Genomic DNA, 23,447 nt, shown 5'->3' with positions numbered 1-23,447 from the left:
AGCATGAGCGACGAGTTATTAAAGTACTACAATCGAGAGCTAGCGTATCTGCGCCATATGGGAGCAGAGTTTGCCGAGCGTTACCCAAAAGTAGCTGGGCGCTTACGCATGAGCGAAGAAAATGTAGAAGACCCACATGTCTCTCGTTTGTTAGAAGGTGTCTCGCTGCTCACCGCTCAAGTTAGGCAGAAGTTAGACGACAGTTTTCCTGAGTTAACAGAAGCCTTGTTAGGTCAGCTTTACCCTGATTATCACGCGCCTATTCCGTCGATGTCAGTGATTAAAATGAGTACGCAAAACGTCACCGACTATAGCTTGATGATCCCTAAAGGCACTGAATTAGAAACTCAGGTTCCGGGATACAAAAATTGCCGTTTTAATACCTGTTACGACACCCAAATGTGGCCGGTTGAAGTGACTCAAGCCAAATTTGAAGGGGCCCCGTTTAAAGCCCCACGACCTAACTTTCAAAAGAACGCTTCTGCGGTAATAAAGCTGCGTTTGAGTTGTGAGTTTGATGATGTCGCGTTTAGTGACTTAGGTGTCGATAAATTACGTTTTTATATTCATGGTCAGTCGCAATTAAGTTATCAGCTATATCAACTGATATTTCAATCCAGTGTCGGTATGGCGTTTGCGGCGCCGGGCAGTTTAACTGCCACTCAATACCTACAAGCACGGCATATTAGTGCGGTAGGTTTTGGCGACGATGAAAAAGTAGTGCCCTATGACCAACGTACTTTTAATGGTTATCGCTTGCTGGTTGAGCACTTCCTTTGCCCAGAAAAATTCATGTTCTTTGAGCTACAAGATCTAGATCCAAGCTGGTTTGGTGAGCAACATGAAGTGGATTTATACATCTATCTGGATTCCGACTCAGACATTCTGGCTAAACAATTAACCTCCGACAACATTATGCTGGGCTGTGTGCCTGTGATTAATTTGTTTGAAGACGAGTTAGAGCCCTTACGTTTAGACCCTGCACGTTTTGAGCACCGTTTAGTGCCACGTTATCGTGATGCTGATATCTCCGAAGTCGTGAGAGTGACAGAGGTTGAAGCCTTTGACCAACACGACAATAGTGTGGATGTTACCCCGTTTTATGGCAGCCAACTGCCGCACTACCCGCAAGCTGGAAACCTATTCTGGACCTTGCGTCGTGAGTTAAATAAGTGGGCGGGCGGACATGATGAGCCAGGCGTGGAAAGCTATTTAGCAGTGGTTGATGGTAACGCTAAGCCGCTGGATATAGATGAGCATGACCAATGGCTAGTATCGGCCAAAGCTTTATGCAGCAACCGTAATTTACCGGCGCGTTTACCGTTTGGTGGCGGTCAACCTTCAATTTTGGTTCCGAGCAGAGCTGACTCACTAAAAAATGTACGTTGTTTACTGCCGTTTAGTGAACCCATCCGCCCAGCAATGTTTGATGCATCTCGTTGGCAATTGGCTAGCCATTTAACGCTGAATCACTTTAGTCAGCCTAATGCGGTAAAACTGTTGCAAGAGTTGCTGCAACTCTATGATTTTAAACAATCACCACAAACCAAAGTGCTGATTGAAGCCATCGCAAAAGTGAATATTGAACGCGCCACTGCACGGGTTGTGCAAAATGGTCGAGTAGGCTTTTGCCATGGTTCAGACATTATTCTGGAATTCGTTAATCAAGATCTCTCTGGTATTAACCTGTTTTTCTTTGGCAATGTATTGGCGCACTTCTTTGCGCAGTACACCACGATTAATAGCTTTACTCGTCTGTCGATTAAATTGCTAGGTGATAGCAATGTATTGCACCGCTGGCCAGCAATGGCTGGTGACAAGGAGCTGATATGAGGCTACTTGGCACTGTAATCAGCAGCAAAGTGCTAGCTTTCAACGCAGTTTATACAAGGCGGCTTAAGCACTGATATGAAGCTATTTGATACCTTAAACAGCGGTAGCGAGCAAGATTTCCACCATAGTGTAGTGGCGATTCAAGCGAGTCGCGGCGCGCAGCATAGTGGTGTTGGCTCAGACACCTTGCCAAAGCATGAAGCGTTGCGCTTTAAGGTGCCGCAAAACTTAGGTTTTCCTGGTAAAGCTTTAGAGCGCGTAGATGTTCCTCATACGGCTGAGCAGCCTTACGAGGTATACGTTAATTTCTTTGGTTTAACTGGGCCAAGTGGCGTAATGCCTAGGCATTACAGCGAATGGGTGATGGATCGCTGTAAGCAAAAAGATGAATCAATGCGTGATTTCTTAGACATTTTTCATCATCGATTGATTTCGCTGTATCACCGCGCCTGGGAAAAGTATCAATTTCCACTGCAGTACCAGCGTCAGCTACAAACCGATAAGAAAGACCCAATTTCTATGGCCTTGCATTCTTTGGCTGGCACCTCTGATCACACCCAACAGTTTTTGGGTGGTTTGTTTGCGCAGTCAATTCGTAGTGCTCAAGGTTTAAAACAAATTGTAGAGGCGCTTTCTGGCTGCAAGGTAGTGATAAATGAGCGCTTAGGCCAGTGGTTGGCGCTTACCGAAGAAGAGCAAAGCAGCTTAGCTAGCCGCGTAAATCCTGAAGGCCAGCATGCCCAGCTTGGACGCAGCGCCACCTTGGGTAGCAAGGTATGGGATGTAGGTTCTGCCCTTGAGATTGAAATTCATGCCGCCAATCAGTTGCGGGCTCAGCAATTATTGCCGGGCAGTAAAACATTAACACTATTACAAAAAACAGTAGCCGAATACCTACCTGCACATGTGCGACCGCGTTGGAGCTTAATGGCTCGTTATCGCGATATGCCTAGTTCGCGTTTAGGTAAAAGCGGCTTGGGCTTAGGCCAAGGTAGCGCGCTAACCATTAATAGTAAGCGTATGGACGAACAAACCAAAATCCCCATCGCGTAAACGATTTTGTTTAAAGGATTATAGGAAGTATAGATGTCGACAATGACTTTAAAATCAATGGTAGAGAAGCTATCACCAGCAGCTAAACAAAGTTTAGAAGCGGCTGCTGCTCTCTCTAATAGCCGTAGCCATTTTAGTGTAGAAATCCAACATTGGTTATTGGCCATGTGTGAAGGCCAAACCGAAGATTTAATGCTGGTGGCAGAGCACTTCGGCGTAGATTTGGATGGCCTTACTAGCGATTTAAATCGCAATTTGGAGCGTGCTAAAACCGGTAATCAGCAAACTCCGGGCCTGTCACCGCAAATCGTTAGCTTGTTAAGTGCAGCTTGGATGGCGGCCACCATTGAATATGACAGCGGCAACATTGCCCCTATTCACATCATTCATGCTTTATTGAATGACGATACGCTTAGCTTCAATACCATGCACTTTCTAAAGCATTTAGAAAGTGTAGACCCAGCCCAGTTAGCGCAGGTTTGGCCAACGTTAAGCCAAAATGCTGAAGCGGCACCTGCCAACAAAGCTAGCGGTTCAGGCAAAACGCCAAACCTTGATCAATTTACTATTGACCTTACAGAGCAAGCACGTTCTGGCAAGTTAGACCCGATTTTAGGCCGTGACGAAGAAATCCGTCAGATGATTGATATTCTTACTCGTCGTCGCCAAAACAACCCGATCCTTACTGGTGAAGCGGGTGTAGGTAAAACAGCCGTTGTAGAGGGTTTGGCCCAACGTATCGCCGACAACGACGTGCCAGAATCACTACAAAATGTGAAAATTCACGTGCTTGATTTAGCCCTGTTACAAGCAGGCGCAGGCATGAAAGGCGAATTCGAAAATCGTCTAAAAGCGGTGATTAGCGAAGTAAAAAGTTCTGCTACACCGATTGTGGTATTTATCGATGAAGCCCACACATTGATTGGTAGTGGCGGGCAGGCAGGCCAAAACGACGCTGCTAATATTCTTAAGCCGGCGCTAGCGCGTGGCGAGCTGCGCACCATTGCTGCGACTACATGGGCAGAGTACAAAAAGTATTTCGAAAAAGATGCTGCCTTAACCCGCCGTTTCCAAGTGGTCAAAGTAGAAGAGCCTAGCGAAGACAAAGCGATTGTTATGTTGCGTGGTTTATTGCCGGTAATGGAGAAGCATCACCGAGTAGCAATTAGCGACCAAGCCTTACAAGCCGCGGTGCGTTTATCAAGCCGTTACATTAATGGTCGTCAACTGCCAGATAAAGCAGTGGCATTGTTAGATACCGCTTGTGCACGTGTAGCAATGAGCCAAGCTTCTACGCCAGCTCAAGTAGAGCGTTTACAACGTAAGCAGCAGCAACTTACCGCACAAATTGAGCAGCTTGAACGTGAGCAATTAACTGGCTCAGAGCACCAAGAGTTATTAAGTCAGCTAAATGCAGAATTAGTGGACACCAATACCGCCTTTGAGCAAGCCGAAAGCACTTGGCGTGACGAGCAAGGTATGGTGCTACAAGCCAAGCAACATTCTGATGCCATTTTAAACACCGAAGAACAGCAAGAAGACGATACCCGTGAGCAACTGATTGAGCTGAAAGCGAACTTAGCTGAAGTGGCTCAGCCAATGGTTTTTCTAGAAGTTGACGAAGTATTAGTGGCTGAAGTTATCGCCGATTGGACGGGGATTCCTTTAGGGCGCATGCAGTCGGACGAAGTGGAAACCATTCTTAGCCTACCGCAAAAAATGGGCGAGCGAATTGTTGGTCAAGATCACGCCTTAGAGCTGATTAGTAAAGTGGTGCAAACCGCGCGCGCGCAGTTAAGTGATGAGCGTAAACCTAATGGTGTGTTTTTACTTACCGGCCCAAGTGGCACCGGTAAAACCGAAACGGCGCTTACCTTAGCCGAACAAGTGTATGGCAGCGAAGATAACTTAACGGTTATTAACATGTCGGAGTTTAAAGAAGAGCACAAAGTATCTCTTTTAGTGGGCTCACCTCCGGGATACGTAGGTTATGGCGAAGGTGGAGTGCTGACCGAAGCAGTGCGCCGCAAGCCTTACAGTGTAGTACTACTTGATGAAATGGAAAAAGCTCATCCAGGTGTGCAAGACGTGTTTTATCAAGTGTTTGATAAAGGCACCATCAAAGATGGCGAAGGTCGAGACATCGACTTCAAAAACACCATCATCATTATGACCTCAAATGTGGGAACCGAAACCACCACTGCCTTGTTTGAGGATGAAGAAACAGCCCCTGACATTGAAGGTTTAAAGCAAGCCTTAAGTGATGATTTGCTCGCCGTGTTTAAGCCTGCCTTTATTGGCCGCCTAAACCTGATCCCCTTTGTGCCGCTTAATCGCGACACCCTCAACCAAATTGTTCGCCTACAGCTAAGTCGAGTAGAGCAGCGTTTTGCACGTAATTACCAAGCTGAATTGAGTTTTTCAGAGGACGTGGTTGAGCATTTAAATGCTCAATCGCAAAACGCAGATGTGGGGGCTCGGGCAATTCAGAATAATATCCAGAATGAATTGTTACCAATAATTTCAAATGTGGTGTTGGAAACAATATCTCAGCGTAAAGATATACAGAAAATAAGCGTTGATATGGTAGATGACACTTATTCTGTTGAAATGTTGTAATTAGTGTTTCTTCTATTGATCTAAATATCTATAATGTGGCTCTTACCATGTTTATGGTTGTCATTTTATTTGTTTATGTGTTTATCACTTTTATTAAAATTTGATGACTGTAATAAAGAATTTGCGCGTTTTTAAAATCGACGCATTTGAAAACTAACCCATTAGGGTGAATTTTATTTAATTAGCTAAAGGAAATTAGCATGCAAGCGAATACTTATTTGAAGTACGGCGATATCAAAGGTGAAGCGACAGCTGAACAGTATAAAGACATGATTACTCTACTAGCAGTAGATTGGTCTGTTGCTCGTGAGATTTCTTCTCACACTGGTACTGCTCAAGATCGTGAAGCTAGCTCTACACGTCTTTGTGATATCACTATTTCAAAACTGCAAGATAAAGCTTCTCCAGATCTTTTCAAAGAAGCCACTATTGGTAAAGGTAAACCAGCGGTTTTCCATATTACTAAGCAAGGCGAGAAAATCGAAGAAATCATGAAAATTGAACTAACTGACGCTATGGTTTCTAGCTACTCAGTATCAATTCAAGATGACCGTCCAGTAGAAAACATCACTATTTCTTACACAGAAATGATGATGACAGTTACTCCTACTGATGACCAAGGTAACGTTCAAGCTCCGCTTGTTTACGGTTACAGCGGTGTTAAAGGCCAACAAATGTAATTGGCTTTCTGCGGGGTGGCTTGCCATCCCGCTTTTTTTGTTTAAATAGTGTGAACATGAAGCATATGGAAAAGGCAAGTCAAAGTAAGAATATCATCCAAATAGAAACTCCTTTGGGTAAAGATGTTCTTCATCTTACTCAGTTTGATATTCAGGAAGGTATTTCTGCGCCTTTCTTAATTAATGTTTCTTGTTATACAAATGGGCAAGTAATTGCTGAAGAAGACGTTATTGGAAAGCCGGTTACCATTAATTTAGATTATCTAAAAGGTAAATCGACTGTTACCCGTTTTTTTAATGGCGTTGTGGCAAGTGTGACCTCTTTAGGGAGCCGTGTGCCCAGTGAAGCTGATGGTGAGAAATTTCAAGATTATCAGCTACAAATTGTCTCTCATTTACATTTTTTAAAGCAACGCACCAACTGCCGAATTTTTCAGAACTTAAGTGCTGATGAAATCGTTAAAAAGGTATTGGCAGAACACGGTGTGCAAGTTAAAAGTGAGCTTAAAACGAGCTATCCAACCTTAGGCTTTAAGGTGCAATACAACGAAAGTGATTTTGCCTTTGTTCACCGTTTGTTAGAAGAAGTGGGTATTTTCTACTTCATCGAACATACCAAGGCAAATCATAGCGTGGTATTGGCTGATGCCTTAAGTGCCTATCGTGAAGCCGATGAAAGCAAAGTGGCCTTCACCACGGGATCGTTATCGGAGTCTCACGTATTTTCTTGGAGCGGTAACCTTAATATTACGCCAGGTCGGGTAAGTAAAGGGGGGTTTGATTTTGTAAAACCTAGTGCTAAACCTAAGGGTGAGCATCAAAATACCGCCTTAGCCAAGCAGCAGAAAAGCGCTGAAGTATTTGAATACTACGCTGGCTCAGAGTTTAATCCACAGTTACAAACATCGGCTAACGTTGCGTTAGAAGCAATGCAGCGTGATGCGCTTATTTGCAGCGGCGGTAGTACCTGCGCCACCTTTACCGCTGGCCAATATTTTAGCTTTAAGTCGCATGAAGATCCGGCTCAAGTGAATAAAACTTACTTGATCACTCAATTGTCTTTGAGTGTCGCTATTGCCAGCCAAACTGGTGCGGCTAAAAATAGTGGTCAAGTATTGCACAATCAGTTTTCTTGTATTCCCTCAGATGTGTTGTTTAGACCTTCCCAAGCCACTGCCCGGCCGGTGATTCATGGCGCCCAAACGGCTTTGGTAACGGGAGATCCTGGCGAAGAAATCCATGTTGATAAATATGGTCGCATTAAGGTGTTGTTCCATTGGGATCGCGAAGGTAAATCAGACGGCAACAGCTCTTGTTGGATCCGTGTGTCGCAAAGTTGGGCGGGTAGCCGCTACGGCGCGTTTTTCTTACCTCGAGTAGGCCAAGAAGTATTGGTGAGCTTTTTAGAAGGCGACCCGGATCAGCCAGTCATTACTGGTGCTTTGTATAACGGCGATCAGATGCCGCCGTACGGTTTACCGAGCAAAAAATCTCAATCTGGAATCAAAACGCGCTCTACCAAAGGTGGTGGAGACAGTAACTTTAACGAAATTCGTTTTGACGACGATACCGGGAAAGAGTTGCTGTATATGCAGGCCGAGAAGGATCTGCAAACCGAGATTAAGCAAAACCAGTCGGAAAAAATTGGTAAAGACCTCAGCGTAGAAGTGGCTGAGAACCAGTCTGAAAAAGTGGGTAAAAACCTAGTGATTGATGTAGGTAAAAACATCGATTTAGTGGCTGGTAGCAATATCACCATTAAAGCAGGAGGCGCGTCTATAACCCTTTCTAGCGGTGGCAGTATCGATATCAAAGGCACCTCTATTTCAATTAATGGCACGTCTATCGCGCTAAAAGCGCCAGCTATTTCACTTAATTAGGAACGGTAATGGGTAAGCCAGTAGCAATGCTTGGGTCATTTCACGTGTGTCCTAAAGTTCAGAATAAGGTGCCACATGTGGGCGGCCCAGTAGTGGGTGGAAATGGCACGGTGACCGCTGGCGGTATGCCAGTGGCATGTGTTGGCGACAAACTGGTGTGTATTGGTCCGCCGGATACTATTTCAGCTGGATCTTCATCGGTAACGGTGGGCGGCAAAGCCGTGGCTCGTTTAGGTGATTCCACCTCACATGGTGGCAAAATTGTTGTGGGTAATCCTACTGTGTTAATAGGTTAAGCGGTGAACCTACAGCTTAATATCGATGCGCTATTGCTCGGAAAACACCATCAACTTGACGATATTTTGGGGCTAAGCGAACAAGTGCTTGAGCCACAACTGCGGGTGAGTGATGAGCACTGCTTGCGTCATTTTAGTTTTTCAGAAGATGTCGTTAAGCGCATTGAAAACCTTTATTTTAGTGCGGATGCGGTATTTGTTCTGCTGCCAGAGGCTCCGTTAGAAGAAGCCAAAGGTGAGGCTTATCAAGCGCTGTTAGCGTTAGCGCCAGCCTTGGAAAAAGCCACTAAAGTGTATTTGTTTCCTTATGGGAGAAGCGCTATGCAGTTGGCGCTTCGACAAGCTTTGAAGTTGTTCGAGCAACAAAAAATTAGCACGATTCAGCTGGTTGCGTATCACCAAGACGAACGTTTGCAAGCAAATGCTGCCGAGAGTGAATCGCCGAGTGTGGCCAGCCAGTGTTTTATTGCTGCTAGCCTTCAACCGGCTAAAAAAGGATTTACGATCCCATGGGCGAGCTACGAGGTACAAACGCCCGACAAGAGTGTTGAAGCCACGGTCAGCGCACTTATTCAACGCTACCGACAACAGTGCGGCGAAAGCTTAACGCAATGTTATTTACCCAGCGCATTAAATACTGAATTAATGGATGCATGGCTAAATGCTTATCAGCAGTTTCAAGACTGCGTCGGTTCGCGTAGCCAAGTTATTTTTGCCGATGCCCGCGTTGGCGATTTGGGTGTATGTAGCGGCTTGTACAATTTGTGTCACTTATTTATGCATTACCAGCGAGAGAAACATGCTGGTGTGAGTTTTCAATTAGATATTTCTGATAAGACCTACCGCAGCGCAATGATGCTGGCTTGGGTCGCTTAGTGGTGTAGAGCAGCAGTATGGATGGAACCCAAAAACAAGTAGTTAAAGGGATAGACGGCTACGCCTATGAGTTTTTCTCTGGCACTAAGCGCTCTTCAATCGCTCCGACTTTTAACGACTCAAATGCAGCCGACAGCTTTTTAGCTAACTTTGGCGGCGTAGCCGATGCGAACGGTAAAGGATTACAACGATTATATAGCTTAGTGTCTAATCAAAACAACGGTGACCGACACCAACAATTGATTAGTGCATTGCTTAATGGCGAGGTGTGGTTTTATGCTCAAAAAGAGCAGCAACTGCCTAGCCATAACCCCTCTTCGAGACCCTCCCGAAGTTCATCCGTCCTGAATGAACCCAAAGCTTCGGGAGGGCGCTCGAAGACCCAAAGTAACGGCAAAGATAAACACAGTGACGATGCGGTAGAGCAAGCGGTAGACCACCAGGATACTCAAACCTGTGGCGACCCAGTAGTAATGAGCAGCGGCGAGGAAGTACTGGAGCTAGAAGATGTTTGTTTAAGCGGGCATGTCGCTCTGCGTTGGCAGCGTTGTTATCGCTCAAGCTTGTCTCATATTAACGAGGGGATGGGAGTAGGTTGGCGCCACAACTTTCATTATTCTCTAGAAGAGCAAACCGGTGAACAAGCCGGTTGGCTATTTACCGATGCCTTGGGTCATCAGCAATTTTTCCCTTATGTTGCCCTGGGCGGCAAAAGTAGCCAGCTAAAATCTGGCGTAGTGCTGCAGCATCAAACTGACGAAATCACTATTAGCGGTAGCGACGGCAAATTGTTGCGATTTACCAAAGATCAGCAACATTGGTTATTAAGCAAAATGTCTGAGGGTGTAGAGACTACCTACCGCTTGCGTTATTCAGCGGCGCAGCGCTTAACCAGTGTTGAGGTGAATCACAGCCAGCAATTGTTCTTACGTTACGACTTAGAAGGCAGATTGGTGGAAGCGCGTAGCAGTAAAGCAACGGATGCGCAGATTTATGCCAGTTACGCTTATGATGATGACAATCAGTTAGTTAGCGCCACCAATCGTTTAAACCAACAAGAGCAATACCGTTACCAGCAAGGCTTGTTGATTCAACGTACCCGCGCTTCAGGTTTTTCTCATTATTTTCGTTGGGATGGCTCAAATCAGCATGCTCGATGTATAGAGCAGTGGGGCGATAACGAGCACTATCACTATCGCTTTGAATATGAGCTTGAGCAGGGTATTAGCCGCAGCTTCGACAGTTTTAATCACTGCTGGAGTTACTTGCACAATCCTCAGGGGCAAATCCTTAAGAAAACCGCACCCGACGGCGCAAGCTGGCAATATGAATATGATGAGCTGCAACGAAAAGTGGCTGAAGTAGACCCAAACGGTGCCACTCGTCGTTTTCATTACAACAGCGTAGGCCAGCTAGACGCAGAGCAACATCCCAACAAAAGCCTTACTCGTTACCACTATAACCGTTTGGGTTTTATCTCTCAGATTGATTATGCCGACGGTTCAAACCTTAAGCGTGAATTTAATAGCCTTGGCTTATTAACTCAGGAAACTGACGTACAGGGTGTAGTAACGCATTATCGTTACGATGCACAAAGCCGCTTAGTCAATAAGTCGGCCAGCAACCAAGTTACGCAATTGTTTTGGTGGAACGAACAAGGTTTACTCAGTGCCAAGCAAGAAGGTGAAGCGTTAACACGTTATAGCTATAACGCGATTGGTGAATGCAATGGCCAAGTTGATGTAAGCGGCTGGGTAAGCCAGTTCGAACGCGATGCACAAGGCAATGTGATTAGCGTCGTGGGTTATCACCAAGACTCACCAGGGAATAAGCAGCAGCGCAAATATGCTTATGACGATGCAGGGCGCGTTAGCTGCGTTACCGACCCATTGGGTCGCAGCACCAGCTTTGAATACGAGGGTTTATCGCAGCCGAGTAAACAGATAAACGCCGACGGCTCGTGGTTGGCTTTTTCTTATGACAAAGAGCGTAACCTTACCAGCATTGAACGTAGTGACGGCCAAACTTACCAACTGGAATATGACAGCTGCGAACGGATTAACAAAACCATTGGTTTTGATGGGCGCGAACAGGCTTACCAATACAATTTGGCTGGCCAACTTACCCAAGTCGTTGAAAACAGCGAGCGGCTGGTTCAACTAAAGCGCAATGCCATCGGCCAAGTGACAGAGCAGCGCAGCACCGGTAGCGACGGCATTAGTCTCATCAATAGTTTTGCCTATGATATTAACGGCCGTACAGCGTCTGCCAATAACGCTGCTAGAAAGAGCCGTTTTAGCTATTTTGCTAATGGGCAATTACAAGAACACTGGCAAGATAACTGGCAAACCTTGCACCAGCTAAATACGCAGGGCTTACGTAGCCACACCACCTTACCCGACGGTGGCGAACTGAGTTACCACTACGATGAGCAAGGCCGATTAATCGAGCTTAAGTTTAACCAGCAAGCCATTATGCAACGCCACTTTACCGACGCGGGCGAAGAAGCGGGACGCCATTTAAGCAACAGTCATTATTTACATAACGAATACGACCCACAAGGCCGCTTGCTTAAGCAGCAATGGATAACAGACACCGACCAAGGCGAAACGGCCAACATCGCGCGTGACTATCGCTTTGATGCGGGCGACCAACTTATCGGTGTAAACGACAGCGAGCTAGGCAGTAAAAACTACGCCTACGATTCACTGAGTCAGCTGACTAAAGCCAACAGCTTAAGTGAAAGCAACCAGCAGTTTGAGTTTGATAGCTTTGCCAACCCAAAACAAGCTGAACGGGTGGGCGATAAACTGATTAGCTTTAATGAGCGCAGTTATCGCTACGACCGCTACGGCAACCAAGTTAGCGCCAGCCAAGCCAACGCTCGCCAACAGCGAGTATTTAATGGCTTAAATCAATTGGTAAGCATTAGCCAAGCAGGCAGCAATACCCTTTACCAATACGATGCTTTGGGTCGCCGCGCCAGCAAAACTACCGCCGCAGGCAAAGTAGATTACTTGTGGGAAGGCCAAACGCTAATCGGTGAACACAGCCAAGGCCAGTTTACTTGGTATGTATACGAGCCAAATAGCCACCGTCCACTGGCGATGATTAAACAGGGCCAGGTTTATCACTACCACTTAGACCATATCGGTACGCCTATTCGTTTAAGTGAAGAGCAAGGCAACATAGTGTGGCAAGCCCACTACCAAGCCTATGGCGCGATTGAACAACTCAGCATCAACAAAATAGACAACCCACTGCGTTTTCAAGGCCAGTATTTTGATGATGAAAGCGGCTTGCACTACAACTTCCATCGCTACTACTGCCCGCAGCAAGGGCGCTTTATTCATCAAGACCCTATCGGTTTAGTGGGCGGTATAAATCATTACCAATATGCCGCTAACCCCACCACGTGGGTAGATCCACTGGGGCTGTTGTGTAAAGACGGCGCAGGAAAGTTGAACCGAATGCTGAGTACGCTTATTTCAGAAGATGGCTTAAGCGCAGATACGGTAAGTAAGATATTAGACACCGCAGCCACCAGTACAGGTATTGATGGCGATGCTAAAAAAGGTAGTTTACCTTTAAAAGCCGAAGGTTTTACTAATCGTAAACTTCATGAATATGACGTCCACTCAATCGACGAAGAAAACAATTTAGTTACCCTTAAGAAAGTTAATAAGTCAGGTGAATATAAAGAAACAATTGGCATTGATGAGTTTGCTGAGCAGCATATTGTTAATGGTCAAAAGGTTAAGGTTGATCCAAACTCGAAACCGACCAAGTACCATAAGCGGACGGTGGGTGAAGTAGAACAAGCCAGAAAAGTTTTTGATAAAGAACGAAAAAAATACATTTCCAATTATGCTGAAGAGGTATTGGCTGATGATAATCATGTGTTTCGAGAAAAGTTCTCAGATAAGAGTCCGGAAGAAATTGATGATGTGTTGACGAGGATGTACCGACGAGGTGAAGTGCCAGATGGTTTTAATGTTCATCACAAACAGCCGATATTTAGATGTGAGCCAAACGTTAATCCTAATCAGCAAGGGAATCTGGAACTGTTACCAGAAGAATTTCATAGCCAAAACAACAAAGAACTACATTGGTATGAGGATGGCGAGTGTCTTTATGATAAAAATGGTAATGGACCTTGTTTAGGGAATTTAGTGATTTAAGGCAGTAAAATGAGTGAAAAGACAGAAGCGTTAACGATTGATCAAATTTTAGAAAAAGCCGCAGATATAAAAAATTTCGAATGTAGGGACGGTGGCACACCCGAGTCTGAAATTACCGAGCTAGAAAAAGAGTTAAATATTCATTTGCCTAATGATTACCGCCATTTTCTATCTAATTATGGCTTTGTTGGGTGGTTTGGGGATTCCGTTGAGGGATTGGCTGAAAAGGGAACCATTGACTATAGATTGGGGCATGTATTGAAAACTACCCTATCTTACCAAGAGAAGTATAGTACTCCCGAATATCAATCTTTACCCAATCAAGGTGTTGTCATAAATCGTTATGCTGGAGGCGGGTACTACTTCTTGTTTTCTAAAGAGTCAGAACGAGCTGGCGAAGTGGGTTTGTTTTTAACTGAAACCTTCGGCCAAGAGGTTTCAGTTTATGACAATTTCACCGATTTCTTACTCTACTTAGTCGCGAAAGATGCTGATGAAGTACACCCTGAACTAGAAGCTTTGGTTAAGGAACCATCACTGGTCGAAGTCGACTATTCATTTTTAGACAACATAAAATAATGCAGTAATGCTGCTTGGTATTCGAATTAGCTTAAAGTATAAGGAATAACAATGGCTAAGTTACAAATCACCCAATCAGTCGGTATGGGTGGCATAAATAAACCCAACGATGTAAAAGCAGTACAAGCTGCTTTGAACCAAATATTGGGACAAATTCCACCGACTAAGAAGCTAGTGGTAGACGGAAAGTTAGGCTCTAGACCAGAAAACTCTAATACGGTTAAAGCGATTAAAGCATTCCAAAAGAAAGTAGTTGGTATGGCTCTCCCTGATGGAAGAATCGATGCTAATGGCGGTAGCCACCGTAAGATTAATGATAAGTTGAGCGCGAATGCAATTAAGGCTGTGATACCTATAGCTGGCGCTATGAAAGCTAAGCTAATAAAGGCTATTGAGCAGCAAGAAGGTCGAATACCGCATATGTACCTGTGCACCGAGGGTAAGGTTACGGTGGGTGTAGGCCATATGATGAAGGATGCAAGCGAGGCAAAAAAAGTATCGTTCGTTGTTCGAGCTAGTGGTAAAGCAGCGAGTACTCAAGAAATTGAGAATGAGTTCAATACCATCAAAGCTAGACCGTTTGGCAAATCGGAGCCTCATTTTAAATTTAAGCCGTTTACTAATCTCATCGTGGCTGAATCATTAATGGATGAGCAGATAGATAAGCATATTAAGAGTTTTGAGAAAGAGCTTAAGGTCGTTTATGGGGCCGCTGCTTTTGCTACCTATCCAAATGATGTGAAATTAGCTTTGTTTGACATGATTTTTAATTTAGGAATGACAACGCTAAAAAATGGTTTCCCTAGATTTAACACTCATATAAAAAACCAAGACTTTGATAAAGCAGCGTTAGAGTGCAATAGACCTCAGGTTAGTGTATCAAGAAATGACTACGTTCGTAGTTTATTGAGGAGCGCAAAATAGTGAAGAATAAATTAACATTTTTGAGTTTGTTAACGGTTTTCGGCTGCCAGACGGTTGGCGCAGATGTTAGTATTCCTGCCTATTTTAGTGAATACAATAAATCTACTTCATTTTTTATGGACGCGGTAAAAACCGATAAGCCAGAAGCATTTTCTTCTATGTATAAGTCGAAATGGTACTTTGATGCGGACCTAAAAAACCAAGAGGGAGATGTAGTAAAAGTGTCTACTTGCACTGATTTAGTCGCTAATCTTCAAAATGGATACACCTCTTTAAATGATTATGAGTATGGCTATGTTTATGCATCTAATCATATATGTGAGTCTTGGTCTGAGTTGTCAAAATTATCTTCAGCTAAAAAGTCATTTTTAGCTGATTTAAGTTTTAATGAGTCATTCGCGAAAAATGTTCCTCCGCAGCTTGCTCTGGTTATTTCAAATGAAACTGAAGAACGCTTAGCTACTGCTGTTAGTTGGGACGACATGTTTTCAATCGAGCGAGTGGAAGAGTTAAACGAAGAGCAAGCTATCTTCTATAGTGAAGGGAGCATTCAGAAGTTAACGTTAATGGCCAAAGGCGATTACAACGGCGATGGTATAGAAGACCTACTTTTGTATATGGAAAACAGCGTTGAAGGTGGGAGTTACTCCTCTGTGCATGCTTATGTGCTTACCCGCCTAAGTGAAAGTGCCCCCTATACCTTACTTAAACAATGGTAGATTAAGCGAAGCTCTGGTAACAGAGCTTTTTTCTCGTGTATAAATTACTAATTATAATCTTAGTCTCGTACTGCTTTACTCCGCAATCTGCTTTGGCTTGCGAGAGTCACGTTTTTGTATGCGATACCAATTCTCCTGAAAAGCTTGCCCTGAGCTTGTGCCGATCAAAAAACGCCTTTTACTTTCAAAACTTCGAGATTCAGAACCAAAAAGTTGTAGAAGATAGTTCTAGAGTTGAGACGGAGAAGTCAAGTTATCACCGTGCTCGGGTTGATGAGCATAGCCTTACGTTTAAGGTTGGCATGTTAGATGTTGTATTAAGTGATTATCGCAGTGAAGAGCTCGGAGAGCCTGAGGTTGTATTAAGCGTTACTATAAAGAAAGCCGCTAAAAGTAGGTCTTTTATTTGCGAAGGCGCTAGTTATAGTGAACTAGCGAAATTGGAAGGTTCCAAAGAGTAAAATGCTGAGCTACCTTGAGGTTGTATTGAAAAAATATTTACGTAGTGCCTTATCTGTTGGTTTAAGTCTATGTGTGGTGGCGGTTCAGGCCATTGATAATCCTGATGCACCTGATTATCTAGGCAGTTTCGAGAGTACAGCTAAAGTATATGAAACAGATTTAGCCAACAGTACGAGCAAAAGCGTCGACATCTTAGAGCAGTATAATGCATACCACTCGTTTTTAGACGGAGAGTTGAATAGAGCTTATAAACTTTGACAAAACTCCCTTGATGATAAAGAGTTTGCACTGCTTAAAGTTTCGCAAAAAAATGGATAAGCTATAGAGACTCAGAACTACAGTTTATTAGTGAAAACTGGAACAGAGTCAATTTTGGTAGTTCTTACAATCTTTCAAGAAATGCTTATAAAGCAGAATTGGTTAAAGCGCGAGTCATTCAGCTTTATCAATATGCTAAAAATTATAATTAGTCGGTGACGCAGATTTAATCAGAGCAGCCATTGAGTTTAAAAGTGACTGCTTTCAATAAAATCAACAATCCAACCCACAAGCAACACCACTGGCCCACGCCCACTGAAAATTAAACCCGCCTAACCAACCACTTACGTCCATTACTTCGCCTATGAAGTACAAACCTTTTACCTTGTTTGCTTCCATAGTTTTAGAGCTAAGTTCGTTGGTATCTACACCACCCAATGTTACTTCGGCTGTGCGATAGCCTTCGGTGCCGTTCATGGTGATTTGCCAATTGTTGAGTTTAGCGGCAATGTTGTCGCGTTCGCCGTGGCCGAGTTGGTTTAGTGCTTTGGCTAGTATGGCTTCTTCAAACAGGGCTTCTACTAAACGTTTGGGTAACCATTGGCTTAGAGTGTTTTTAAGGCTTTGTTTGGGGTGCTGTAGCAATACTTGTTCTAGCAGTGCTGCGGCATTTTGCTTAGGGAGCAAATCAATGCCAATGGCTTCGCCGGGTTGCCAATAGTTAGATATTTGCAAAATAGCGGGGCCAGAGAGGCCACGATGAGTGAACAATAGGGCTTCGCTAAATTGCTTGCCGTTGGCAGCGGTTATACAGCTAGGAACAGCAATACCCGAGAGTGCTTCAAAGCGTTCTTTCTGCTCGGTATGCCAAGTAAATGGCACTAAACCTGCGCGAGTAGGGAGCACTTTTAAGCTAAATTGTTCAGCCACTTTATAGCCAAAAGGCGTAGCGCCTAATTTGGGCATAGACAAGCCGCCCGTAGCAATCACTAAGGCGTTACTTTGGTAAGTTTGACCGCCAGCGCTTACTTCAAACTGTTGTTCTGCTAACTGTTTAATGTACTTAATTTCGCTGCGTAGGCTGATGGTTACACCTGCCCAATCACACTCGGTAAGCAGCATGTCTACAATCTCTTTCGCGTTGTCATTGCAGAATAGTTGGCCGTGGTCTCGCTCGTGGTATTCAATGCCATGGCGTTCTACTAATTCTATAAAGTTGCTAGAAGGGTAGCGGGCTAATGCCGATTTAACGAAATGAGGGTTTTCACACAGGAAGTTGTCTGGCGCTACGTGTTGATTGGTAAAATTACAACGGCCACCGCCACTAATCAGAATTTTTCGACCAGCTTTTTTAGCATTATCAATGACTAATACCGAACGGCCGCGATAGCCTGCAGTAGCAGCACACATTAAACCTGCGGCGCCTGCGCCAATAATGATTACGTCGAATTGCTGTGTCATAACTTGCCCCTGAAAAATCAGGGGCATTGTAACGCTAGCGCTGAGATTGAGCTAGCAATGTCTGTGGCTAGTTAAGCGCTCGCCCTGCGCCAGAGCTGAAGGCTTCAGCTTGAAAGGTAATACCGCTTACAGGGGCTGGCGAAGGAGCCTCTGGTTGAACGCTAGGGTTTAGCGGGTAACTTAGGCCGTCAAAGCGTAATAAACGCAGCCCTGGTGTGGCGCCGCCGCCCGATACTTGTATTAATAAATCTTGCCAGCGGGCATTGCTTGATGTGGCCAGAAAGAACGGCGTATGTACTAACGTTGTTTTGCTTAAGAAACGGTGATTGTTATCTTTGGCTTCAAATACCAATAAACTACAACCGCCGCTACCACACCAGTCTACGTAGCTAATAATTTCGTCTTTACCATCGCCGTTTAAATCAAACTTCCACCATTGGTACTTGGTGCCATTTAGCTCGGTGCGATGCAATTTGAAGTACTGCTTTAATGCCGCCTCTACCTCAGGGTCGTATTCGCTGCTGGCCTTTAAGGTGGCAGGCTCAAAGCTGCGTTGATGGTAAGTCTTTTTAGTTTTACTGTTATGCGCCATGGCTGGGCCGTTCATTTTCATCATGTTAAGGCCAGCGCTGCCTTGTTGCTGAGACTCTGGGTTGCGTAAACGCAGTAGACGTCCGTCCCAATCAAAAATCATATCGCTTTTAACTTGCTGATTACGGCTTTGGCTAACGGTAAATGCCAGGCTAGTTTGGTTTAGTGGGTACCAATAACCTTTTTCAACAAAGCTTTTGTCTTGTTCTAAATAGGTGTTTTGTAGCTGGGCGCTAAAATCACCATTTAGGGTTAAATCCACCACTCGGCCAGATCCCGAAGCAGTAGGCAGTTTTACTTGATAATAACCGGCGAGTAAGTCTACATGCTGCTTGAAGGGGCGGCGGGCACAACCTTGGTATACTTTACCCTTGTAGGTGAGCTCTGCGGTATAGGGATACACGCTGTCGGCCATGGTATCCATGCACTGCTGCTTGGTTACGCTAAGGTAAAGGTCAGCACCGGCTTGCCAAAAATGAACGCCTTTATCTATACCACTGCGAGTAATTGCTTGGTTGGCTGCGCCAGACATCGTGCTGAGCAGAATTTTGTTTTCTTCTACATCTATTCGCCAGCTAGGTTCGTTACCCCAAGCGCTAAGCTCGGAAACACTAAACTCGCAACCTGGGCCTTCAGACGCTAGGTACTGCCAGCTTTCAGGAACAATTTTAGCAATATAGTCAGCCTGCGGGGCTTGCTTGCTTACGTTATCGAAGCGGCCCATCATTTCTACGTGTAGTTGGCTGTTGTCGGCAAAGCGTTCTAGCAGTTGTTTGTCTGCTGAAGAAAACTCTACCCAGTACTGGCTACTGCCTTGGCAGGGGGTAAATATAGCCCCTTGTTTGTTGAGCTGAAGTTGGCCGGTAAGCTGAGTGGCGGGGTTGAGTTTAACCGCTACTTTAACTGGCTCAACCTTTTTGGGTGGGGCGGGAGGTGGCGTTTGAGAACACGCAAATAAACTGATACAACTTACTGCTGCAATGCCAAGTACCTTAACAAACCTCATTACCTTTCCCTTTTAAATACCGCTACAACTTGAAAGTGCCGATAAGAAACTCAGCGACTCCATTTTCTTTGTTGCTAAGTGTTTGTTCTAAATGAGGTAAAGTCAACTTTAAACGGTCATGCGCGTTGGCCATGATCACACCTTTTCCTACCAAAGCCAGCATTTCCTTATCATTTAAGCCATCGCCAAAGGCAATGCAATTTTCAGCAGAGATAGATTTTTGTTGTAACACTGCATTTAGGGCCTCGCCCTTGTTAGCTTTAGCGGTCATTACTTCAAGGCAATCGGTAAGGGAAAAGGTGATGTTTAGTGCATCGCCAAACTTCGCCACCAGTTCTTTTTCCAGCTCAAGCAATATTTCATGGTCGGCAACAAAAAATAGCTTACAGATATGCTGATGCTCTAAATCTTCAAAATGCGTGACCTGATAATTGAAGCCGGAGTGTTGGTTAAACGAGCGCACATATTCGTTTTCTTGTTCAACGTACCAATTGTCTTCATGGTAAATATTTCGGTGTAGTGGATACTTAGCTGAAATATCTAAAATGCCTTGGATTTGCTCAGAGTTTAAATCGGCTCGATACAGCACTTCGCCTTGTTTGTTATGCACTCGTGCACCGTTTGAGGTGATTAAATACATGGGGAAATCAAATTGATCGGCGATCGGTCTTACATCAATATAATGGCGGCCAGTAGCAATTAAAAACTTCACGTTTTGCTGGTACAAGCGGGTAACCGTTTGCATTGTATGTTCAGATATTTGATGTTCGCCGTTTAACAGCGTGCCATCTAAATCAGTAGCGATAAGTTGATACATATTAGCTCCTTGGTAAACCACTAAAGCGGGTTACAGCTAGTTAGAATGCTGAGCAAAAAACGCGAGAATGTTGTTTAACGCTGGGTTACGAAGAGTATCGCGCTCAAACAGTATCTCGTGTCGTGAACCGGCGATAATCTTAAATTGCCCCTGTTCATTCGAGCTGGTCATCGCCTTAAAAAAGGCCCGTTGGGCAGCTGCGGTAACTATAGAATCCTGCTCAGCTTGTAGTAATAATAGTGGAAGATTAATGCTCTTGGCGTGTTCTATTATCTGCTGCATAGCGGTAAAGCTTTGGTGAAGCCAACGGTTTGTTGGGCCGCCAAGTTGTATTTGTGGGTAGTTAAGATAAACCTGCTGCATTTGCTTAAAACGCGCTTCACTGTGGGTAAGATGATTGTTGTTAAAACCACAGTGTTTGTAGTTAGATTGGCCTACCGCATAATAAGGACCGCGTTGTAATGAGTGCTCTAATCGACTCAATGTTGCAGCAAGAGAGGTGGCAATAAATTTGGGCACTAATCCTAGGTTTATACCAAACATAGGCGCAGATAGCGCCGCCGCGTTAAATATACCGGGGTGCTGCTGTAAGTAATGGGCGGCAATCGCGCCACCCATAGAGTGGGCCAATATAAAACGGTGTGAGTAGGTTTGGCTAAGCACCTGTTGTTCAATAAGCTGAGCCAGGTCGTCTACATAATATTGAAACTGCGCCACATCACCAGGTTGTTGGCGAGCCGACTCTCTGTCTGATAGCCCTTGGCCACGGTGGTCGACAATAAATACATCATAGCCTTGCTGAGCCAAGTCGTAGGCCAGTTCATCGTATTTTAGGTAGGCTTCGGTACGCCCGGGAGATACTACTATTGCCTGCTGGTTTGGTGTCTCTGCAGTGACTTTTACATAGTGAATATTTAAGCCATTCACCCCAGTAAAGCTGGCTGGCTGAGCATGCTTTTGCCAATAGGGAGCAATCTTCTCTGGATACACCGTGTCGAGCTCATGCTCTTGGCTGAGCCGGAAAGATGGAGTAGGCATATCGTAAACCTCAAACGCTAAGTGTTGTTCGCTGTGCTTATCTATACAACAGGCTCGACAACAAAAACAGCCTAAAGGTAACTTTAGATCTTAATTGCTCGTTTAAGAGGTAAAACGGTGTTTAGTTACCAAACCCTGCACGCGCTAACGTTACCAACATTGGGATTAACAATAACACCCCTAGTTCTAAACGAATTAGCCAAATGACCGACGAGTGTTGGCGGTAGCTAATCATTGAAGGTTTACCTTGCTTTAAGGCTCGGCGCCAACGGTAAAAGGTAGATGAAGGGTAAAGAGATAACAGCACTACCACAAAAAATAGCAGCATTTTTAAGGCAAAAAATGGATTGTCTAGGTAAGTTTGGCTGGTGCTATGGAAAATAAATAATCTTAGCGCGCCAGTAATAAAAATCAGCACGGTAGAAAATGCGTGGGTAGCATCGGCTAATAACAGCTTTTTAACGTCGTCTTCGTTCATTCCACGGCGAAACAGAAAGGCTTCAGAGTACAGCGCACCAGCCAGCAAAATAATTGCTGTTACATGCAATCCTGCATTAATAGCCTCGAGTAGACTCATTGATCGTTATCCATGAATTAATGTTGTAGTAGAAAACGCTATCAGCGCGATGGCGGATAGTACTGCAAATCACCGGCTGATGCTATACCCTAACAGCCCTAAGTGCTTGAGGTCTAGAGTGGGAAAGGAAGGTTTCATGAAAGGAAAGCTGTTGGCCTATGGTTTACTGGTTTTACCGCCGCTATTCTGGGCCGGAAATTTTGTTACAGGCCGTTATATTTCAGACCAAGTGCCGGCGATGTCTTTATCTTACTGGCGCTGGACCTTAGCAATGTTGATTGCCATGCCTTTGTTGTATTCCAGTATGTGGCGCCAGCGAGCAGTAATTAAAGCTAATTGGCTGCGTATTAGCACCTTAGCGTGTTTGGGTGTGGCAGGTTTCAACTCTTGCGTGTATATCGGTTTGCAAAGCACTACAGCTACCAACGCCCTCATTATTAATTCAATGATTCCCATATTCATTCTGCTGGTGAGCTGGATAGCGCTAAAACAAAAAATTTCTGCTCGGCAATTGTTGGGGATAGGTTTGTCGTTTGTTGGGGTATTGGCCTTGTTGGTAAAAGGCCAATGGCAGCAACTCGCCAGCCTAAGCATTAATCAAGGTGACGCATGGATCGTGTTGTCATCGTTAGTATGGGCACTGTATTCAATAGGTTTGCGTTTTAAGCCCGCCGATCTAGGTGGTGCAGCATTCCTAGGTTGTACCTTAGTGGTAGGCTCGTTAGTGCTTAGCCCATTCTATTGGCTAAACCTGCCACAAGCCGCGTTTGACCTCAGTTCTGATGCTATGGCTGCCTTGGCCTATGTCGCCATTTTCCCTTCTTTACTGGCTTATTTAGCCTGGAACTACGGAGTAAAAATTGTTGGGGCTAATCTTGCCGGTCAATATATTCACTTAATGCCGTTATTTGGCGCGGTGCTTAGTGTGAGTTTTTTGGGCGAACAGTTAGCGGCCTACCATGCATTGGGAGCGATGTTTATAGCCGCGGGTCTGCTGGTGGCCTTATTGCCCTTCGCTATCTTGCGCGCTCGCTTGGCCCGCTTCAAAGCTCACTAAACGGCTACCTTGAATAGTGAGTTCGCCTTCAAGATCTTGGGTGAGCTGATCAAACTGCTTACGCTTAACTTGAAAGCGGCGCGATTCACCTCCCTCAAGGGGGGTGAATTCAAGAAAATAGCGGTAGCGAGTGTGTAAATCTTCATTTTCTTTACCGGGACGGGTTATCGGAATTTCATCACGTTTAGACACTGTTACCCACAAACTGTGTAAGGGTTGTTGCGAATCCCAGCGGCGCTGCTGCACGTTACGCCATAGTTGAAAAACCACCATGCCGATGATGATGGTCATGACCAAAAACCACCACCATGGCATTAACGTGTTCCTCGCGTTGCTGTTACACCCATATATGTAGCTCCTTGATAAGACAAAGAATGCGGCGGCTAATTAAACCGATTAATAGCCTTAAGTTTTTGTCGCTTTTAGCTGATTCGTCAAGCTCAAATAATTATTGAGCAAGTTGTTTGCTCGTTATTCAAGGTAAAAACGCTTAGTATTCAAACATACCCTTAAGCCAAAATGGAAGTAATCGCTTGCGTG

General features: G+C 44.7%; 20 protein-coding genes. 14 read left to right on the top strand and 6 right to left on the bottom strand.

Annotated elements, in window-relative coordinates; genetic code table 11:
• The first annotated feature begins 3 nt into the window (after positions 1 to 3).
• From tssF to Q4592_RS21815, 13 genes are all read left to right on the top strand, one after another.
• Complete coding sequence (gene tssF / locus Q4592_RS15250) at positions 4 to 1,833, top strand: type VI secretion system baseplate subunit TssF (RefSeq protein ID WP_303514663.1); 1,830 nt, start codon at positions 4 to 6, stop codon at positions 1,831 to 1,833.
• A 75-nt stretch (positions 1,834 to 1,908) separates the two neighbouring features.
• A complete protein-coding gene (tssG, locus tag Q4592_RS15245; RefSeq protein ID WP_137672477.1) occupies positions 1,909 to 2,886 on the top strand; it encodes a type VI secretion system baseplate subunit TssG in 978 nt (325 codons plus the stop codon).
• A gap of 33 nt (positions 2,887 to 2,919) precedes the next feature.
• Positions 2,920 to 5,505, top strand: a complete 2,586-nt coding sequence (gene tssH, locus Q4592_RS15240) for a type VI secretion system ATPase TssH (RefSeq protein ID WP_303514657.1) — start codon at positions 2,920 to 2,922, stop codon at positions 5,503 to 5,505.
• Between the two features lie 200 nt (positions 5,506 to 5,705).
• The gene (locus Q4592_RS15235) at positions 5,706 to 6,185 is read left to right on the top strand and encodes a type VI secretion system tube protein Hcp (protein WP_137672475.1); all 480 of its coding nucleotides are present in this window, start codon (positions 5,706 to 5,708) and stop codon (positions 6,183 to 6,185) included.
• Positions 6,186 to 6,250: 65 nt separating this feature from the next.
• Positions 6,251 to 8,065: a type VI secretion system Vgr family protein gene (locus Q4592_RS15230; protein ID WP_303514654.1), complete on the top strand. Its 1,815-nt coding sequence runs from the start codon at positions 6,251 to 6,253 to the stop codon at positions 8,063 to 8,065.
• Between the two features lie 8 nt (positions 8,066 to 8,073).
• Positions 8,074 to 8,361, top strand: coding sequence for a PAAR domain-containing protein (locus Q4592_RS15225; RefSeq protein WP_137672473.1), 288 nt, complete (start codon positions 8,074 to 8,076; stop codon positions 8,359 to 8,361).
• Positions 8,362 to 8,364: 3 nt separating this feature from the next.
• On the top strand, positions 8,365 to 9,237 hold the full coding sequence (locus Q4592_RS15220) for a hypothetical protein (RefSeq protein ID WP_303514650.1): 873 nt from the start codon (positions 8,365 to 8,367) through the stop codon (positions 9,235 to 9,237).
• A gap of 17 nt (positions 9,238 to 9,254) precedes the next feature.
• Positions 9,255 to 13,418 carry an RHS repeat-associated core domain-containing protein gene (locus Q4592_RS15215; RefSeq protein ID WP_303514647.1) on the top strand — a complete coding sequence of 1,388 codons (4,164 nt, stop codon included), beginning with the start codon at positions 9,255 to 9,257 and terminating at the stop codon, positions 13,416 to 13,418.
• 9 nt (positions 13,419 to 13,427) lie between these two features.
• Positions 13,428 to 13,997, top strand: coding sequence for an SMI1/KNR4 family protein (locus Q4592_RS15210; protein ID WP_303514645.1), 570 nt, complete (start codon positions 13,428 to 13,430; stop codon positions 13,995 to 13,997).
• Positions 13,998 to 14,048: 51 nt separating this feature from the next.
• Positions 14,049 to 14,921, top strand: a complete 873-nt coding sequence (locus Q4592_RS15205; RefSeq protein WP_303514644.1) for a hypothetical protein — start codon at positions 14,049 to 14,051, stop codon at positions 14,919 to 14,921.
• Entirely contained in the window at positions 14,921 to 15,640 is a 720-nt protein-coding gene (locus tag Q4592_RS15200) for a hypothetical protein (protein ID WP_303514641.1), read from the top strand. Before Q4592_RS15205 ends, Q4592_RS15200 begins: the two co-directional genes overlap by 1 nt.
• Positions 15,641 to 16,102: 462 nt before the next feature.
• A complete protein-coding gene (locus Q4592_RS15195) occupies positions 16,103 to 16,360 on the top strand; it encodes a hypothetical protein (RefSeq protein WP_303514639.1) in 258 nt (85 codons plus the stop codon).
• Positions 16,361 to 16,416: 56 nt separating this feature from the next.
• The gene (locus tag Q4592_RS21815) at positions 16,417 to 16,572 is read left to right on the top strand and encodes a hypothetical protein (RefSeq protein WP_368509301.1); all 156 of its coding nucleotides are present in this window, start codon (positions 16,417 to 16,419) and stop codon (positions 16,570 to 16,572) included.
• A 61-nt stretch (positions 16,573 to 16,633) separates the two neighbouring features.
• Here Q4592_RS21815 and Q4592_RS15190 read toward each other — a convergent pair whose 3' ends face one another.
• From Q4592_RS15190 to Q4592_RS15170, 5 genes are all read right to left on the bottom strand, one after another.
• Complete coding sequence (locus tag Q4592_RS15190; protein ID WP_303514636.1) at positions 16,634 to 17,821, bottom strand: NAD(P)/FAD-dependent oxidoreductase; 1,188 nt, start codon at positions 17,819 to 17,821, stop codon at positions 16,634 to 16,636.
• Between the two features lie 67 nt (positions 17,822 to 17,888).
• On the bottom strand, positions 17,889 to 19,418 hold the full coding sequence (locus Q4592_RS15185; protein WP_303514634.1) for a copper resistance protein NlpE N-terminal domain-containing protein: 1,530 nt from the start codon (positions 19,416 to 19,418) through the stop codon (positions 17,889 to 17,891).
• A gap of 22 nt (positions 19,419 to 19,440) precedes the next feature.
• Positions 19,441 to 20,235 carry a Cof-type HAD-IIB family hydrolase gene (locus Q4592_RS15180; RefSeq protein ID WP_303514631.1) on the bottom strand — a complete coding sequence of 265 codons (795 nt, stop codon included), beginning with the start codon at positions 20,233 to 20,235 and terminating at the stop codon, positions 19,441 to 19,443.
• 36 nt (positions 20,236 to 20,271) lie between these two features.
• Positions 20,272 to 21,273 (bottom strand): alpha/beta fold hydrolase, encoded by a 1,002-nt coding sequence (locus Q4592_RS15175; RefSeq protein WP_303514630.1) that lies wholly within the window; start codon positions 21,271 to 21,273, stop codon positions 20,272 to 20,274.
• Between the two features lie 121 nt (positions 21,274 to 21,394).
• Entirely contained in the window at positions 21,395 to 21,850 is a 456-nt protein-coding gene (locus tag Q4592_RS15170; RefSeq protein ID WP_137672462.1) for a DUF2214 family protein, read from the bottom strand.
• A 136-nt stretch (positions 21,851 to 21,986) separates the two neighbouring features.
• Between Q4592_RS15170 and Q4592_RS15165 the strand changes: the two genes are divergently transcribed.
• On the top strand, positions 21,987 to 22,907 hold the full coding sequence (locus tag Q4592_RS15165) for a DMT family transporter (RefSeq protein WP_303514626.1): 921 nt from the start codon (positions 21,987 to 21,989) through the stop codon (positions 22,905 to 22,907).
• Here the strand turns inward: Q4592_RS15165 and Q4592_RS15160 are convergent.
• Positions 22,854 to 23,222, bottom strand: coding sequence for a DUF2500 domain-containing protein (locus Q4592_RS15160; protein ID WP_303514624.1), 369 nt, complete (start codon positions 23,220 to 23,222; stop codon positions 22,854 to 22,856). The genes Q4592_RS15165 and Q4592_RS15160 overlap by 54 nt on opposite strands.
• Between the last annotated feature and the right edge of the window lie 225 nt (positions 23,223 to 23,447).

The organism is Agarivorans sp. 1_MG-2023 (assembly GCF_030548385.1).
GTDB lineage: Bacteria > Pseudomonadota > Gammaproteobacteria > Enterobacterales > Celerinatantimonadaceae > Agarivorans.
Note: the sequence above shows the minus strand (reverse complement) of the source record. Positions and strands in the feature narration are given on the sequence as shown.